Genomic DNA, 18,029 nt, shown 5'->3' with positions numbered 1-18,029 from the left:
AAGAAACTACATCTTGGCTACTTCGAATCCTTATTTTGACTACATCAATGCTTTCTCATGCTTGTGTCAAATAATTGGTTTATATGTGATTATATATATTTTATTGGTGTCTCATCTATTCTGTTAAAGAGGCTGATGGAAAATGTGGTTTGAAAGAAAGAGATTATCTTTGCTATGCGAAATAAATATGGACTACTATGAAACGCAGACTCTGTTTTATTCTTTCCTTTTTAGTCGGGGTTGCTTTTTCGTTGAAGGCGGAGTGGCAACGGCCAGTGACCAACTATACAAGACATGCCTATAAGGCCGGAAACCAAAACTGGATGCTGCAACAGCATGAGAACGGTTGGTTGTATGTGGCCAATAACAAGGGGTTGCTGGAGTTTGACGGCACTTCCTGGGAGCTATATCCCATACCGGATGCCAAGATGCGGGCCATGAAGATTGGGGCAGACAATCGTATTTACATCGGTGGGATTGGCCGTTTCGGCTATTTCACTCCAAATAGGTTGGGGGGATTGGACTATACCTGCCTTTCGGATAATCTGCCCGGCAATTCGGTGGTTGGTGTTATTTGGAATATTTTGCAGGATAAGGACAAAATATATTTCCAGTCAGACCGTGGCCTGTTTTGTTGGGCAGATGGACGGGTGGACTATATAGAATCGGCCGATGAAATAAATGTTTCAGCAATACTCTATAATAAATTTTATATTGGTACACCCGAAGGAATGTCGGTGATGGAGGATAATCATTTCCGGCTGATTCCGGAAACAGAAAAGCTGGGAAGGATTTCGAGTTTGCTGCCCTATAACGGCCAGGTGCTGATAGTGACTCGTTACAATGGCTTGTTTGTTTATGACGGAGAAGCCATCCGCAAGTATGCGTGTGCGGCTGACGACTTCATGCGTCGCAATCGCATTTTTTGCGCGGCACTCCACCAGTCGTTGCTGGCACTTGGCTCTGTGCAAGAAGGGGTTTGCCTTTTGGACTTGGAGAAAGGCGATACAGATATAATCTCCATCCACAATGGTTTGCAGAATAAGACGGTTCTCTGCATGAACTTCGATAGGAAGAATAATCTTTGGCTGGGTCTGGATAATGGCATTGATTGTATTCGGTTGAGTTCTCCGGTCTATTCTTTATATGGCAGCAAGCCTGTCATCGGGTCGGGATACTCCTCTTGTCGGTATGGAGATAAACTGTATCTGGGCACCAATCAAGGACTTTACCGTACTGTTCTGCCCGAGGGACGGAGCAAGGAAGCAGCGGTGGAATTTTTGTCTGAGACGGGCGGTCAGGTTTGGTCGTTCTTGCGTTACGACAACAAGTTGTTTTGTGCTTCGGACAATGGGGTTTATGTAATCGAGGGAGACAGGGTAGAACATCTGGACGGGCTCAGGGGAGTGAGGCAGCTGGTGGCACTGCCTGGTAGGCCGGATGTATTGATAGCCGGTGCGTATGGCAAATATAGCGGACTGTATCTGTTGGAGAGGACTGCCGGTAGTTGGCAGGTGGTGTGCAGGCTCAAGAATTTTACTTATGCCGCCAAGAGCCTTATGGCCGAAGGGATGGGAAACATAGTGTGGATTACTAATAAGGATAGGGGAGTTTGCAGGGTGAGCCTTTCGGACAACCTGCGCGAGGTGGTTCATCTGAAGAAATACAACCATGTTTCTTTTCCTATCGGTAATGAGGCCTTGCTAGCGCGGGTGAGCAACGAGCTTGTGGTGGTCTCCTGTCATGGATTGTGGCGTTACAATCCGTTGACGGATGCGTTGGAAGAACACTCGGAGCTGGAGAATATGCTGGATGGCAAGGCGGCTTATACATATATGACGATGGATGTGTCCCATAACATCTGGTATGTGTCGGGGGGGCCTTGAAGTTGTTGCGCTATGATGCGGTGAAGAATGTTTATACAAAGAATTCTCGTGACTTTTTTTTGAAGGGTTCCTTAATCGAGAATTATGAGCATGTAGGGGTTTATGGCGACGGGGCTATTGTTGGCACGGAAGAAGGGTTCTCGTTGGTGAAACCTTCGATGGTGGAAACTGGCAAGGAGCGGCTGGCCTTGCAGATACGTCATGTGTATCTGACCGGTCGTAAAGATTCGCTGATATACGGTCGCAGTTATCGCTACGAAGATGTGCCGGTAGTGGTCCCTTATAAGTACAACTCTCTTCGTATGGAGTATAATGTGAACAATTACGAGACAGCTTCTTCGGCTCTCTTCTCTTACCGGCTGGGCAAGGGGGGAGACGAAGGAGAGTGGAGCGAGTTTGGCGAGAGCGCCATGAAAGAGTTCACCGGCCTATATGAAGGCGACTATCTGTTCAGTGTCAAGCTGCTGACGGAGGAGGATGACGAACCTGTGATGACTTCTTTTTCGTTCAGGGTGCTGCCGCCCTGGTATCGCACTTGGTGGAGCCTGATGCTGTACGTGGCCGCCTCCTGCCTGATGTTGTATGCTGTGTATGTGCGGGTGGTGGCCAGCAGGAAGCGTCTGCTGTTGCAGAAAGAGCTGGAACTTTATCGGCAGAAGCAGGCATTCGAGGAGGTCAGCGACTTGAAAGATAAGAAGATAGAGTCCTTGAAAGAGGCCAATCTGCAGGCCGAACTGCAGCATAAGTCAGAAGAATTGGTCCGCACTACATTGAACATTGTGCGTAAGAATGAGATGCTGATGGATATCAAGAAGGAGGTTTTAGGCATCTCGCATGCTGTCGGTGAAGAGAATCTGGTTGCCCTTCGCCGCAAAACGCTCCGTCTGTTAGGACAGATTGAAACGAACATCGAGCACGATGGTGATTTGCAGGCTTTTCAGACTACTTTCGATTCGGTACATCACAACTTCTTCAGCAGGCTGGAAGAGGCTTATCCCAAATTGAGTAATAAGGAAAAATTGCTGTGTGCCTATATCAAGATGAATCTGCTCTCCAAAGAGATAGCCCCGTTGATGAATATCTCTTTGCGCGGGGTTGAAATCAGCCGTTACCGCTTGCGGAAAAAGTTAGCTTTGGGTGAGGGGGAGAATCTTGCAGAGTTCTTGCAAAAGTTTTCTAAATGAATATCTTAAATAATTCGTTACGGAATAAATCCCTCTTTTCTTGTACCGGAGTCTGAAACATGCCTGCTCCGTATAAAGTGACTCATGTGGAGAAAATACAATATTACTTTATTAGGATTACAGTATTACTTTATTTTGAATAAAGAAGCGTAAAGCGTGAATCCGTTGATTATTAGTATAATGCAATTCTCTGGTAACCTTTGTACATAAGCATGATACTCCCTGCGATTTATCTTTGCTGCAACACCAGCAGGCTTTCCGGCCCCATATTGAACAGCAGGTCTATGATGCTCAGGTTGGGCAGAAAGCCAAGTCTTTCCTGAAATACCTGATAATAGGGCTGTGGTGAGAACTCCGTGTCTTCCAGCCTGAAGTTCTTTTTGGGGTGGATTCGCTCGCGGAAGTCCACCTCGTCTGTGGCAAATTCGGTACGGTATTCCGCAGTGCGTTCCATGTCAGGCTGTATATCTATGAGCGAGCAGACGAGACGGCACAACTCTTCGTTGAAGTCTATCAGAAACTCATACTTCTTTTCATAGAAAGGACGGAAATCGTCTTTATAATATTCAAAGAAAGGGGTATGGTTATAGGCCGACTCTATGGCATTCCAATGCAGGTGCCGCCAGTTGCCGTGGTCGGAAATACGTATATCCCGCATCGGACATTTCAGCGTGTCCGGCTTGACGGTGGGAATGGAAAGTGCCAATTCACCGTCCGGTGCGGCAATGGTGCAACGGTTGCGGTAGGTCTGCTTCATATAGTGGTCGTGCTGCTCGATAAACACTTTGTCGTATGCCAGCAATTTGGTGTAATACTCTACGGGGGCCAGATAGGCGGAAGAAAGAAATACGGTTTTCATCAGTATATTTAGGATTGGGCGATTTATGATTTGCAGTTGAAGTTACTGTTCATTGTTTATTCTTTCATTTTTATTCTTTCATTTTTATTCTTTCATTTGTGTCATTCCACTCTTTTCCACATTCTGTCCCAGCGGTAGCCGTTGAAGAGTCCTGTTCCTTTCTTTTTGGAAAACCAGATGACGCTTGCCTTGCCTATTATATGGTCTTGGGGTACAAAACCGAAGAGGCGGGAATCTGAAAGGTTGATGGAATTGTTGGCGTTTACCCAATAGTAATCTTTGCTGAAGTAGCAGTGTTGCACGGGCTTGCCTTCTATAAAGAGGGTGTCGTTCTTTATTTCAGCCTGCTTCTTTTCGTGAAGTACCAGTGTGTTTTGCAGCAAAGTTCTGTTCCACGGATATACGCGTATGGCTTTGCCTTTGCTGGGGATTATCAGCGGTTTCAACGTTTCCATGGAGTCTTCCTTGACAATCGGTTCTATCCAGCAATTTCCGTTCATGGCTTGTTCCAGCAAGTAGTGTTCATAGCGGCTGAAACTACGTATATTCTTTATTAAGTCCTGTCCCAATAGTTCGTTGGGAGCGATGGAAAGGATGGAAAGCAATGAATCCAACTGTCGTTCCCGTTGTCTGGGATAAGAGTAAAGGAACTTCTGGTCGGGCGCATTCTTCTCGGAAGGAATCACCGAAAAGAGCGAATCTATCAGTAAAGTGTCTCCGGGAGTGCCGATGCAACGGCCGATAAAGACTTCCCGCCGGTCAATCATGGGTTCTGAAAGATTGGCCGGGTTGTTGAATACGAGAATATCTTCTTTCCGTACCGGACTGTCTGCCCAGCGATGATACCCCCATAATTTCATAAAAGGAAGTCGCAGACCGTAGCTCCACTTGTTCACAAGAATACGCTCACCCTGGTACAGTGAGTTTTCCATACCGGAAGAAGGGATAAGATAGGAAGTTGCAACACAACCTCGAAGCAGCACTACGACGAGTGTCACTCCAACTATTGCAATTGCTATTTTCCAGCCTTTCATCCTATCGTTCGAAATTAAAGAATGAAAAAATTAAAGAATTAAAGAACGAAAGGTTTGCAATCGTTTCCCACCTTCCCCTTTAATTCTTTAGTTTCTGATTATTAATTCATTTAATGCCGTCCACCCACTTGAATATCCGGTTCCAGCGTATCTTGCCGTCAAACCAGTTGCGGTCTTTGTCTAATGACAACCATACTACGATAGGCTTTCCTACGACATGGTTTTCCGGTACAAAACCCCAGTAACGGGAGTCGGCGGACTTGTCGCGGTTGTCGCCCATCATCCAATAATAGTCCATATTGAAAGTATAGGAGTCGGTCTTTTCACCGTTAATGTAGATGCCGTCTTCCTTGACCTCCAGCTTGTTGCCTTCGTAAGCAACGATGCAGCGTTCGTAGATGGGCAGGTTGTCTTCGGTCAGCTTGATGGTGGCGCCTTTGGCGGGAATCCAGATTGGGCCGTAGTTGTTGCGGTCCCATTTGGTGTAAAGGTTCAGCGGATACATCTGTCCCGAGAACTCTCCCGGCTCAATGATAATCTTGCTGATTAGCTTCTTGTTGCCCGTAAGGGTCTCGTACATCTTTTTGGTAAGCGGAAGATGATAGACCGGCGTCAGCCTGCCTTGGGCATCCCGGTAGTCCAGTCCCATTTCAATCAGATTCTCTTCCCAGCCCAGACCGTCGGTCATCAGAGTCTGGTCTTCTTTGCTGATGCCCAGTTCACGGAACATATCATCAGTGATATAAGGTCCCGTAGTTTGTACAAAGTAGTTGAACTGCATTTCCGTAGGGTTCTCGGTAGCCTTGCCGTCAATGTATACTTGCCCTTTCTTGATTTGCAATGTATCTCCGGGCAGGCCTACGCAGCGTTTTACATAGTTTTCACGACGGTCGACGGGGCGTATGACAATGTCACCGTACATTCTCGGATTGGAACGGATAAGGTTACGCCCGGCATTGTAGTACAAATCATAGACAGTACGTTGCTGCTTGCGTGTCAGGCTGTCCATATTCACCTTGTTGGGATACACGCGTTTTCCTTCTTCGTAAGCAAGGGTATAGAAATCTGTCTGTTGGAAATTGGTGGCTACCGTGTCGCCTGCCGGGAAGTTGAACACCACAATATCGTTCAGTTTCACTTTTCCGAAGCCCGGCACACGTTTATATTCCCATTGAGGCCATTCGATGTATGATTTGGTGTTGAATACCGGCAGCGTATGCTGTGCCAGCGGCATGGAAAGCGGCGTATTCGGCACGCGCGGACCATAGCTCATCTTGCTGACATAAAGGAAATCGCCTACCAACAAGGATTTCTCCAGTGAGGAAGAAGGTATCTGATAATTCTGGAACACATAGATATTTACGAAGTAGACGGCTACCAGCGCAAACACGATGGCATCTATCCAGCTCATGATGCTGCGTACGGCAGCGTTCTCCGATTTCTTCCAGAATCCCCAAGGTATCTTCTTGCTGATGTAGATGTCAAAAATGAAGGGGAGCACAATCAGTCCCAGCCAGCTTTTTACCCAGACCAGAAAGGCAAGGTAAAGTAGGGTGACTATGCTGAATTTAATCCATTGGATACGTGTTGCTTTTCTCATGATGTTTTAGTCTTTTAAGAATGGAAACAGGTCACTCATTCCCAAAGCACCTTCGTGCTTGGCGGTATATTCGGCGGCAAGGACGGCTCCCAGGGCAAATCCCCTGCGGTTCTTGGCATCATGGGTGATAGTGATGCTGTCGGCCTCGGAGTCGTAGCGGATGCTGTGGATGCCCGGTACTTCCCCTTCGCGGATAGAGTTTATTGGCAGTTCATCGGCCGTACATTCTGCAGAGCCCGAAACAGTCCCGTCGGGAGCTTGGAAAGTTCCTTCTACCCATTTGTCTTTGCGGTCGAGATTCTCCAGAATACCTTCGGCAAGCGTGATGGCCGTACCGCTCGGGGCATCCATCTTATGGATGTGATGCGTTTCGCTCATCCTCACGTCGTAGGCAGGGAATTGGTTCATTATCTTTGCGAGGTACTTGTTGACAGCAGAGAATATGCTTACTCCCAGACTGAAGTTGGACGACCAGAACAGCGTTTTGCCACCTTCGGTGCAAAGCTTCTTCACTTCGTCTCCATGTTCTGCCATCCATCCCGTACTGCCGGATACCAGTTTGACTCCGGCTTGGAATGTTTTCATATAGTTGTTGTATGCAACCATGGGATTGGTGAACTCTATGGCAACGTCGGCGCTCTTGAAGGCTGCCGATTCAAAGTCTTCCTGATTGTCGACATCGATGATGCTTACAATTTCGTGTCCGCGGCTGAGGGCTATCTTTTCGATTTCCTTGCCCATTTTTCCATAGCCGATTAATGCGATTTTCATTATTTCTATCTGTTTTAATTTAGTTTATCAACAAACTATAGGTTGCAAAGATAATCTTTTTCTTACATTTGTGCTCAACATTAACGTCTTGTTAACATGGAACAACTACTGCATTACGTTTGGAAGCACAAAATATTTCCTTTGTCGGCACTCCAAACAACCTCCGGACAGCCGGTAGAAGTGATAGATCCCGGTTTGCCGAACATCAATGCAGGCCCCGACTTCTTTAATGCCAAGCTGAAAATAGACGGTACGCTCTGGGTGGGCAACGTCGAAGTGCATACACGGGCATCAGACTGGTTGCTCCATAGGCACGACCGCGACAAGGCATATGATAACGTCATTCTGCACGTAGTGGGCGAATCTAATTGTGATGTGTATCGCACGAACGGTGAATTGATTCCTCAAATGGTGCTCGCTTGTCCCGAAACTGTCAGCCGGCGTTATGAAGAGCTCCGTCAGACAGAGATTTATCCTCCCTGCTACTCCATCCTTGCATCCCTTCCGAAGCTCACCGTCCATTCCTGGCTGTCCGCCTTGCAGGTGGAGCGCTTCGAGCAGAAGGCACGCGCCATATCCTGTCGGCTCGAACGCTGTAATCATCATTGGGAAGATGTTTTTTTCATTACTCTTGCCCGTAACTTCGGTTTCGGGCTGAATGGAGACGCTTTCGAGGCATGGGCAAACCGTCTTCCGTTCCGCGCCGTAGACAAGCATCGGGACAGTCTGCTTCAGGTGGAGGCTTTCTTCCTGGGGCAGGCAGGACTGCTGGAGGAAGACTCGGCAGGGATGGATGATTACTATTTGAAACTTCAGAAAGAGTTCCGCTACCTGCAGCACAAGTTCGGGCTGGCGGCTCCTATGTCCGTTGAACAGTGGCGGTTTCTGCGTCTTCGTCCCGATAACTTTCCGCATGTACGTCTGGCCCAGCTTGCCAAGCTGTATCACAAGGAGCGGGCGCTCTTTTCGCGCGTCATGGAAGCTGAAACGCCGGAAGCAGTGAAGAAGATACTGTCTGCCGATACTTCCGTATATTGGGAGGAGCACTTCAACTTCAGAAAGGTTTCACCCCGGAGGGAAAAGCGGGTAGGGGACGGCGCCTTGAATCTGATAGCCATCAATACGGTTATTCCGTTTCTTTATGCATACGGCATGCACAAGGCCGATGACGCTTTGTGTGACCGTGCCACCCGTTTCCTTGAATCCTTGAAGGCTGAGAACAACCACGTGACCCGTCTGTGGGACGGTGCCGGCCTGCCGGTATCTACCGCTGCCGATTCGCAGGCATTGCTCCAACTTCAAAAGGAGTATTGCGACAAGAAGGACTGCCTGTGCTGCCGGTTCGGTTACGAGTATCTGAAGCATAACGGATGATAATAATTATCACCCCATAGCCTTAGCAGTTTATCACTTTTATATTATCTTTGCGCCTTGAAAAATAATCCGAGTATATGAAGGCTATCCGCTTTGTTCTTTGTCTGTTTGCGGCACTTATGCTGACCATTCCCAATGGTCTGGCTGCCGAAGAGGAGGATTTCAAGACATTTCTCAGGAAATTCACGTCCAGTGCTTCATTCCAGTATTCCCGAATCAAGTTTCCTTTGAAGTCTCCCATCGCCCTTTTGAAGGATGACGGTGAGACGGAACAGACTTTTCCCTTCACCCGCGAGAAGTGGGCATTGCTGGACGAGGAAACGCTGAAGGAAGGGCATATTGCCGAAGAGGAGGGAGGCACCTATATATCTCGTTTCACAGTCAATGAACCTGCCCATAAGGAGTTCGAAGCAGGCTATGATGAATCGGAACCTTCCCTTCGTGTGGTCTTTGAACTGGCAGACGGCAAGTGGTACGTCACCGACTGCTATAACGACTGGTACAACTTCGACCTTCCTATCTGTGAACTGGAAGAAACCATTCAGGCTGTACAAGAGGAAAACAAGGCTTTCGAAGAACTTCATCCTTGAGAAAGTAGGGGCAGAAATTCGCCTCAATCATTATTTTATCCTTCTTCTGTACGATTTATGCCCCTCTTTTTCCAAAAAGAGGGGTTTCTTTGTACCGTACTAATACATTGAAATATGCGGTTACGACTTCTTTTGCCGATTTTCAAGCGGTGAATATCAATAACCTTAAATAAACGGACATGATGCAATTCAGTAAATGGAAAATGGGAGCGGCAGCGCTCGTTTGCATGTGGCTGCCGGGCAGTGTACATGCACAAATCGTGAAGAATGAGCGTTTGCTTTCTTTTGAGGAGAAGCTGGTTCCGGCGTTTGTCACTACGGCAGCCGGTTCGCAGTTGGGCATTAGCGATGAACATTATAGGGACGGCGACCACAGCTTGAGCTGGACTTTCGAGCCGGGTGCCGCACTGTCCATCAAGAAAGACTTGAAGTTTGAGAAGAAAGACCCGACGGGGAAAGACACCTATCTTTCGGCTTTCATCGTATGGGTGTACAATGAGCAGGCCCAGGACAAGCAGATTCAGTTCGAGTTCCTGAAGGATGGCAAGGTATGCACCTCTTTTCCTTTTGGCATCAACTTTACCGGTTGGCGCGGAGCATGGGTATGTTATGAACGCGATATGCAAGGCACCCCGGAAGAAGGGATGGACGAAATCCGCATTGTAGCCCCCGACGTGAAAGGGAAACTCTTTTTCGACCATCTGATTACTGGCAGCAAGGTAGATGCCCGCCAGCAGACTGCCGACTTGCAGGTGCCGTTCGTAAATAAGGGAACCACCAACCACTGGCTGGTTATCTACGAACACTCCTTGTGGAAACCGGACATCCCCCTGACAGACGTGACCGAGGCGCAGAAGCAGGATATACGGGTTATGGAGAAGCGTTTCCGAGACATGCTCTACACGCCTTCCGTGCTTTCGGACAAGGAGATGCAGTCCATTCGCAAGAAGTATGATTTTTACCGGATTACCTATAAGAACGGAAAAGTGGCGGGACGTCCTATTTATTTCGTACGTCAGTCCGAGGCTTACGAACGTATCATACCCGATTGGGACAAAGATATGTTCTCCAGACTGGGGGTGGAGATAAGCGACTACTTCAATCTGATGAAACGCATTGCCACTGCTTATAACAATACGCAGGATGCGGTGCTGAGACACGAGTTGAAGCAGAAATTCATCGCCATGTACGATAACGCCACCGACCAGGGCATTGCCTACGGCAGTTGCTGGGGAAATATCCACCATTACGGATATAGTATGCGCGGCCTTTTTGTGGCTTATTTCCTGATGAAGGACGTGTTGCGTGAGGCAGGTAAGCTGGAAGAGGCGGTACGTACGCTCAACTGGTATGCCATCACCAATGAGGTATATCCCGAACCTGCCGTCAACGGTATTGATATAGATACGTTCAACACCAAGTTGCAAGGGCGCGTAGCCAGCATTCTGATTATGGAGGATACGCCGGAGAAACTGCAATACCTTCGTTCCTTCTCCCGCTGGCTGAACAAAGGCTGCCTTCCTGCGCCGGGACTGGCCGGTTCTTTCAAGTCGGACGGTGCCTGCTTCCATCATTGCAACAATTATCCCGCTTATGCGGTGGGCGGTCTGGACGGTGCCACCAATATGATTTACTTGCTGAGCGGTACGGAGTTCCGTCTGTCCCGGCAGGCGCACGAGACGGTGAAGAAAGTGCTTCTCGCCATGCGTTTCTATTGCAACCTCAAGCAATGGCCGCTCTCCATGTCGGGCCGCCATCCCAACGGGGGAGGAAGTCTGATACCTATCCAATATGCCACGATGGCCATTGCCGGTACGCCGGACGGCAAGCAGAAATACGACCCCGAAATGGCCGCAGCCTATCTGCGTCTGGTTGCCCATACGGAAGCTCCGGACAAGAATGCGCCCGACTATCTGCCGAAGGCTTCTACCCGCCACGAGCTGGAGATGAAGAAGCTGCTCGAAACCCAAGGCTTCCGCCCCGAACCGGTTCCGCAAGGCAATCTGGCTTTGGGCTATGGTTGTGTATCCGTGCAGCGCCGCGACAACTGGGCTGTCGTAGTACGCGGACATTCCCGTTACCTCTGGGCTGCCGAACACTATCTCCCCGCCAACTTCTATGGCCGTTATCTGGCGCATGGCAGCATGCAGATTCTTACCGGAAAACCCGATGAAACGGTTACTTTTGCCACCAGTGGCTGGCAGGAGGCAGGCTTCGACTGGAATCGTATTCCGGGGGTCACGAGTATTCATCTGCCTTTCGACCATTTGCGTGCCCGGGTCTTGAATGTCGATACCTTCTCCGGCATGGAGGAGATGCTCTATTCCGATGAGACTTTCGCCGGCGGTTTGTCCCAAGCACATCAGAACGGTAACTTCGCTATGGTACTGCACGAACATGACAAGTACAACGGCTCGCACCGTGCCCGCAAGTCTTTCCACTTCTTCGGCGGCACCATTGTATGCCTCGGTACGGACATCGAGAACCTGAATGACGAGTATCCGACGGAAACCACCGTGTTCCAGCTTGCCGCCACCACTCCCGAAACCCGCCGGTACTGGGAAGCTTATCAGAGTGACGGACAGACCTATATCGACCCCAACGGCGTGGGCTATTACATCTCCAAAGCCTCACGCCCGGATGCCCGTTACGAGAAGAACTTCCCGCAAGTGACCGTGGGCGAGCGCAGCACCGAGCCTACTTCCGGCGACTGGATATCCCTGACGCTGCAACATGGCAAAGCCCCGAAGGGTGCTTCCTACGAATATGCCGTGCTGCCCCACACGGATGCCGCCGCTTTGAAGGCATTTGCCAAGAAACCCACTTACAAGATTCTGCGGCAAGACCGCAACGCCCACATTGTGTCTTCTCCGGCCGACGGTCTTACTTCTTACGTCTTGTTCGAGACTCCGCAGGCGCTGCCCGACGGCGGATTGTTGCAGAAAGCCGATACATCGTGCCTTGTCATGATACGCGAATATGAGGACAAGCTTCTGCTGACTGTCTCCCAGCCCGACCTGGCCTTGTATCGTGGCCCGAGCGACGAGGCTTTCGACAAAGACGGAAAACGTATTGAGCGCAGTATCTATTCACGCCCGTGGATAAAAAATGTCAGTGGTGAAATTCCCGTGACCATTACGCTGAAAGGTTTGTGGAGAGTGACCGAAACTCCATATTGTCAAGTGGTGGTGGCCGACCGGAAGCAGACAGTACTTCGTTTTACCTGTCGCGATGCAGTGAGCCTTGACGTGGAATTGAAAAGGTGAACCTTAGAAATCGATTTTTAAATCCGATAAATTTGTACCATGATGAAATTCAAAGACGTACTATTTTGTACCACAGCTTTTGTTCCAGTTTTGTCGGGAGCCAAGGAGTTGCCGAATATTATCTATATTGTGACCGATCAGCAAACGGCTTCTGCCATGAGCTGTGTGGGAAATACGGATGTGCATACCCCGAATATAGACCGTTTGGCGCAGGCGGGTGTCTTGTTTACCAATGCTTATTGCTCTGCTCCCTTGAGCGGTCCTTCTAGGGCATCCATGTTTACGGGACACACATCCCATGAAATAGGTCTTGCGAGAAACAATGTGCCTATGTCCGATTCCTTGCGGGCAACGACCTTGGGAGTTCTGATGCAGCATGCCGGATATGAATGCGCATATGCCGGAAAGTGGCATGTACATACCGCTTCCATACCGGATCGGGAGTTTGGTTTTTCTGTCCTTCATCCGCACACCGACCACGGATTGGCTGAGGCTTCCGTTGCCTTTCTTGAACGGGAACACACCCGGCCCTTCTTTCTTGTAGTTGGCTTCGATAATCCCCACAATATCTGTGAATATGCACGTGGGCAGAATCTGCCATACGGCAATTTGCCTGAACTTTCTCAAGACGAATGGCCTGGATTGCCCTTGAACTTTTCCCGTCATCCTTACGATGCCGATGTGATAACCTATGAACAATCGCTGAACTATTCGACCTATCCCACGCGTCATTATTCCCCGGATGACTGGCGTCGCTATCGCAGTCTTTATTTCCGTTTGGTAGAAAAAGTGGATGCTGAAATCGGAAAGATTGTCGACATCATTGATCGGCGGAATCTATGGAAGAACACGGTAATTATCTTCACGAGCGACCACGGTGACGGTGTGGGAGCACATCAATGGAATCAGAAGTCTGCTCTTTACGAAGAAGTGGTGAACATCCCTCTGATAGTGACTCTACCCGGAAAGAAGAATGCCGGAAAAGAGATGCCGCAGCTCGTCAATGCAGGTGTTGACTTCTTTGCTTCCGTATGCGACTGGGCAGACATTCCTCTGCCCGGAGGTTTGTATGGCGTTTCTTTTAAATCCTTGGTTGAGAGTGCCGACCCAGAACAGGCACACCAACCTTATGTGGTCATAGAAACCACCTTCGACAAAGGTATTACCCGTGGTTGGGCTTTGCGTACTCCGCGTTATAAATATGTGTTGTATGATAAAGGAAACTATCGTGAACAGCTTTATAACATGGAGGACGACCGCGGAGAGATGCGTAACTTGGCTCTTGAAAAGAATTATCGGGAAGTGTTGCAGCAGCATCGCGCCTATTTGGGCGAATGGATGAGACGGCATCGTGTGGCGCAGATACGGCCTGAGGTACATCTAATCCCAGAGTAATGTTCTTTCCATTTTGTAACTGTTTGCATCGCTTGTGAAACTTCGGTAAGCTCAAAATCGGTTTCTCAAAGTTCTGCAAACAGTCGAGCGACGGCTACTTCGTAGTTGCTTAGCTTCGTTGTCTTATGGATGATTTTCTTTGCTTTCCGGTCGGCATTGGGAAGCAGGTATTCCCAAAAACTTTTCATTTTTGTCAGCAGTTGTAGGTCACCACCTTGTAGGCGTTCCTTGTAGGCATTGAACACTTCGTTGTGTAGTAGTCTCACTTTTTTTGCCATTTCATCGGAAGAAAGAGGATGTCCTTGCTGGTACTCCCAGGCCAAAGCAGGGTTGGCGAGCAATCCACGTCCTATGACAACACCAACCAATCGGGGAAAGCGGGCGACTATGCTTTCGATGTCATCTGGCGTGTGTATGTCACCGTTGTACAACAGTGGTTTGTCACATCCCTTGTAGAAGGCTTCAAAGCCATTCCAGTCAACAGTACCTTTATACTGCTGGATGCCTAAGCGCGGATGGAGAGTGACATGTGAAAGTGGCAGTTCGTTCAGTAGAGGGAGCAGGGCGAGGCACTCGTCCGCATGTTCCCATCCCAATCGCAGTTTTACTGAAAAGCGGATTTCCGGGAACTTCTCTACAGCGGTTTTCAGCAGCGCCTCTACCTCCTTGGGGTGGGGCAACATACCTGCTCCGTTGTGCCGCTTGACCAACATGGGAAACGGACAGCCAAGGTTGATGTCGGCTTCCCGATAGCCGTATTCGATGAAAAGGGCCATTATCTGCTCTAATTTATCGGGAGTCGGGGCTATGAGTTGCGGAATGAAGTGCATTTCCCCGTTGTTGTCGGGATGGATTTCGCGTATGTCCTTGCGACGGATTTCGCCGTGTTCCACACGTACAAACGGAGAATAGTAGGTGTTGATACCTCCGAAGATTCGGGCATGTGCCAAGCGGTAGGCCGAATCAGTGTAGCCTTGCAGTGGGGCGAAGTAGATGGGTAATCTGTTTTCGTTCATATCGGCAAAGATACATGTTTTCTTGCGAAACAGCACTTGCTTTGCCGAAATTTTATATTTTCCCCACTGCTTTCTCCGGCTTTTTATCGCTTGCTAACTATTTGTTCAGCAGGATAAATTCTATAGGCTGCCCGTGTCTGCAAGTCACGGTGAGTACTGTTTCTGTTTGTCCTACTTCTACGGTTACGTCCTCCTGCAGTGTTTTACATTTCCATTGACCTTTCAGTATCAACTTCTTCTCAATGGGGCGGCTTGGCTCTTTGGTGGTAAAAGCCTTTTCAGAGATATTCAAATTGGGGTCGCATACGCTGAGCAAGAGGTTGGAACCAGATTGCTTTTGCATTACCATCGTTTCTGCAGGGATGGAAAGGAATAGTTCGTCTTTTTGGGGAAGATAAGTTTCAAAGGCTGCGTATGCAGTGATACCTGTCTGTTTATCGATAACCACATGGGCGATACTGTCTTTGTGGAGTATCTGGTAAGGTGCTTTCCGTCTGGCGGCATCCAGTTCTTTTGGACTGGGCTGTATCAATACCATATATTCGTATCCGGCATTTTGTGGCGCTGCCCCATGATTGATATAGGCAGAAGCAAAAGTTCCTTGTGTCTTGGCACGGGTTTTTTCATGGTGGGAGTCTTGCCGGGCAATCTGTATCTGCACGTTATCTCCATTCACCAGATAGTAATTGTTATATCCATCTTGGATGCAATGACGTTTGCCATCGTTTAATTCTTGGTGGAAAGGCACGTCCTTTAGTTTGCCGTCTACATAGATGTCGCTTTTCCCCTTTTGGAAGGTACTTTGAAAGAGCGTTGTTTCCGTTGGGAAAGAAGCATTGCTATTACTGATACCCGTACCCAGACATATCATACGGTTATTGAAACAGAACACAGATTTGCGGGCAACGAAATCGGGTGTGAAGTTTTTCAAGTTACGTTCCATCAGCTTCATGGCAAACATACCGTTCTTACCTTCAAGGGAACTGCTGCCGGAGAAGTTCTCTTTGGAATGTGCCATGGTGGTACCGGGCAGAGGACTGTCTAGTAAGTCGAACGGTAAATGTATTGTGGTGGTTCCGGGCAGACGGTTCCAGTCCCATCCGTTTTCATCGAAACCGCTGGCTTTGCGCGACGGATAACCCATGATTTGGACGGAACCATAACTTTGGTAACGTCCGTAACGATTATCTTTCCTATAGATTTCGGATCCCCATACATCGGTAGTATAGCCTTTCAAGGTTACCATCCAGTCGTTTCGGCGGAAAATGCCTGCCGAACCATAATTGTATACAAAAAAGCCTTGCGGAGCTTTTGCGGGGGTAATTCCTTCTTTTCTGAAATAGATGGCTTCGGGAGTATCATTGTTGCAAAGCCGCATATAGTCTGCTGCTAAGTGGTGGTCGAAGGTATTGCTTTCTCCTGATAAATCTCCGGCAAGGGCAAGATAGGCAAAGGCAGCTACGTCATTTTCTTTCATGGAACCTCCGAAAGGGTGTCTTCCGCTGATACCGATACCCCATTCATAGATGTTGCAATAATTGCGCATAGATATGAATGCGGATTTCAGCACCTGGCGTGCTTCCATGGTAGGCACGTACCGGGTATGGCTGGTGAGTGCTATGAACTGCCCTACCATGGCGAGCACTCCGGTGGTATAGGCAGGATAGAATCCTCCGTGGTGGAAGGTTGTTCCGTCTACCTTGATACCGCCAATGGTTCCCGGACTGTATTGCAAGGAACCACTCAGCCATCTGGAGAGTCCGGCAAGGGCCCGTGCTCTTTCCCTTTCGTCCACAAACAAGAGTGCAGATACGGTTTTTGCCATCAGCAGGGTGTGCCAGCTATCCAGTAATTCGTCCCGTCCGTATTGGAAAGGTATCCTTGTTTCTTGTAATGCTGACCAGAAGATAAGTGCTGAGAGAATATTATCCCTATTGGGAGCTTTCCAGATAGCGTCGCGCATCAGCCATGCCGTAGTATATATTTTTCGTACCTGATAACCGTAGTGATGGTTGGTGCCCATGCCACTGCCAAAAGCGAAACCTTGGTTGATAGCGTAGTCCCAAACGAGGAAGTAATTCTTTGCCGATTGGGCAGAATGGTTGTAGTAAGCATCGTATGCAAACCCCGAGAGCATATCTTCCAGATCGTTCCAAGAGAGTTCGCCTTTTCGACGGTTTAGTTCATCGGGTGCTACAACGGGAGCACCGGTGAAACCGTTACTGGATGGACGGATATTGGCCGCCTTGAATGTGCTGTAGGCTTTTGATATTCCTTTTTTAGGTGCTTTTGGGGTGTCGAGTATTGCGGTCAGCCGTGCTTCTATAGTGGCCAGTTCTTGTTTCTCGTCGGTGGTTAACGATTCGCTCAGAGGTAGGTCGTATTGATATTGTTCCCATTGCCAGACGCGGCACCAATGCCACAGGTCGCGATAGGTCAGCGAGTTATTGGTCGGCATCTGCAAATCGGGGGTAGTACGGTCATTGATTTTTTTTACCGGGAAGGTCAGTCGGTCTATAAAGACTCGTCCGGTGCGGTTGGGGGCAATGATACGGTAACCGGCAATTTTCTTATCTTGTTTGTCTCCTTGCATGTGCTTGAAGCTTATCCAGCAGGCGCGCCATCCGGCAGCGTATAGTCGGAATCCGAAGTGATGGGAAACATGTCCGTTGGGAGAGTAAAATTCAAAACGCAGGGAGTCTTGCTGAGGCTTTTCATTGTATATCCACAGAGTGATTCCGTTGTCGCCCTCCAGGGTAAAAACAGATTCGGATGGAATGTCCAATATGCTGTTAGGAGAGAATTTCCACTCCAGGCTCTTGCTTCCTTCTTTATAGTATGATGATGATAACGCCAACTCTTGTTTATCGGAACTTTTGAAGTTACAGGGGATTTCTTCTTCGAAACTTACGAATTGTGCAAAAGCGGATGAACTAAGATAGGTCAAAATAAATAGCAACTGAAAAAACTTTCGTGTCATAACTATCAGGTTAAATAAGGTCATTAATTGATTGTGTTACAAAATTACGGAATATTGTTTTCATAAGATGTGTG

General features: G+C 48.5%; 10 protein-coding genes and 1 pseudogene. 5 read left to right on the top strand and 6 right to left on the bottom strand.

Annotated features, from left to right (window positions below; translation table 11 throughout):
• Window positions 1–197 precede the first annotated feature (197 nt).
• A pseudogene (locus HU824_RS02200) lies at window positions 198–3,070 on the top strand (transcriptional regulator).
• 229 nt (window positions 3,071–3,299) lie between these two features.
• On the opposite strand, the gene HU824_RS02195 reads toward HU824_RS02200, so the two are convergent.
• The 4 genes from HU824_RS02195 to dapB all read right to left on the bottom strand — a co-directional run bounded on the left by HU824_RS02195 (window position 3,300) and on the right by dapB (window position 7,334).
• A complete protein-coding gene (locus HU824_RS02195; protein WP_176467938.1) occupies window positions 3,300–3,929 on the bottom strand; it encodes a WbqC family protein in 630 nt (209 codons plus the stop codon).
• Between the two features lie 101 nt (window positions 3,930–4,030).
• Window positions 4,031–4,963: a signal peptidase I gene (lepB, locus tag HU824_RS02190; RefSeq protein WP_176467937.1), complete on the bottom strand. Its 933-nt coding sequence runs from the start codon at window positions 4,961–4,963 to the stop codon at window positions 4,031–4,033.
• 106 nt (window positions 4,964–5,069) lie between these two features.
• Window positions 5,070–6,563, bottom strand: a complete 1,494-nt coding sequence (lepB, locus tag HU824_RS02185; protein ID WP_176467936.1) for a signal peptidase I — start codon at window positions 6,561–6,563, stop codon at window positions 5,070–5,072.
• 6 nt (window positions 6,564–6,569) lie between these two features.
• Entirely contained in the window at window positions 6,570–7,334 is a 765-nt protein-coding gene (gene dapB / locus HU824_RS02180; RefSeq protein WP_136008715.1) for a 4-hydroxy-tetrahydrodipicolinate reductase, read from the bottom strand.
• A gap of 96 nt (window positions 7,335–7,430) precedes the next feature.
• On the opposite strand from dapB, the gene HU824_RS02175 reads away from it, so the two are divergent.
• From HU824_RS02175 to HU824_RS02160, 4 genes are all read left to right on the top strand, one after another.
• Window positions 7,431–8,708 (top strand): DUF2851 family protein, encoded by a 1,278-nt coding sequence (locus HU824_RS02175; RefSeq protein WP_176467935.1) that lies wholly within the window; start codon window positions 7,431–7,433, stop codon window positions 8,706–8,708.
• Window positions 8,709–8,785: 77 nt separating this feature from the next.
• On the top strand, window positions 8,786–9,298 hold the full coding sequence (locus HU824_RS02170; protein ID WP_176467934.1) for a DUF4348 domain-containing protein: 513 nt from the start codon (window positions 8,786–8,788) through the stop codon (window positions 9,296–9,298).
• 179 nt (window positions 9,299–9,477) lie between these two features.
• Window positions 9,478–12,564: a chondroitinase family polysaccharide lyase gene (locus HU824_RS02165; protein WP_176467933.1), complete on the top strand. Its 3,087-nt coding sequence runs from the start codon at window positions 9,478–9,480 to the stop codon at window positions 12,562–12,564.
• Window positions 12,565–12,603: 39 nt separating this feature from the next.
• Window positions 12,604–13,959, top strand: a complete 1,356-nt coding sequence (locus HU824_RS02160) for a sulfatase (RefSeq protein ID WP_176467932.1) — start codon at window positions 12,604–12,606, stop codon at window positions 13,957–13,959.
• Window positions 13,960–14,024: 65 nt separating this feature from the next.
• On the opposite strand, the gene HU824_RS02155 is transcribed toward HU824_RS02160, so the two are convergent.
• Entirely contained in the window at window positions 14,025–14,975 is a 951-nt protein-coding gene (locus tag HU824_RS02155; RefSeq protein WP_136008711.1) for a tRNA-dihydrouridine synthase family protein, read from the bottom strand.
• A gap of 97 nt (window positions 14,976–15,072) precedes the next feature.
• On the bottom strand, window positions 15,073–17,955 hold the full coding sequence (locus tag HU824_RS02150) for a chondroitinase family polysaccharide lyase (protein ID WP_176467931.1): 2,883 nt from the start codon (window positions 17,953–17,955) through the stop codon (window positions 15,073–15,075).
• Window positions 17,956–18,029: the final 74 nt, after the last annotated feature.

The organism is Bacteroides sp. L10-4 (assembly GCF_013373675.1).
GTDB lineage: Bacteria > Bacteroidota > Bacteroidia > Bacteroidales > Bacteroidaceae > Bacteroides > Bacteroides muris.
The sequence above is the reverse complement of the archived record's forward strand: the minus strand, read 5'-3'. Positions and strand labels throughout refer to the sequence as shown.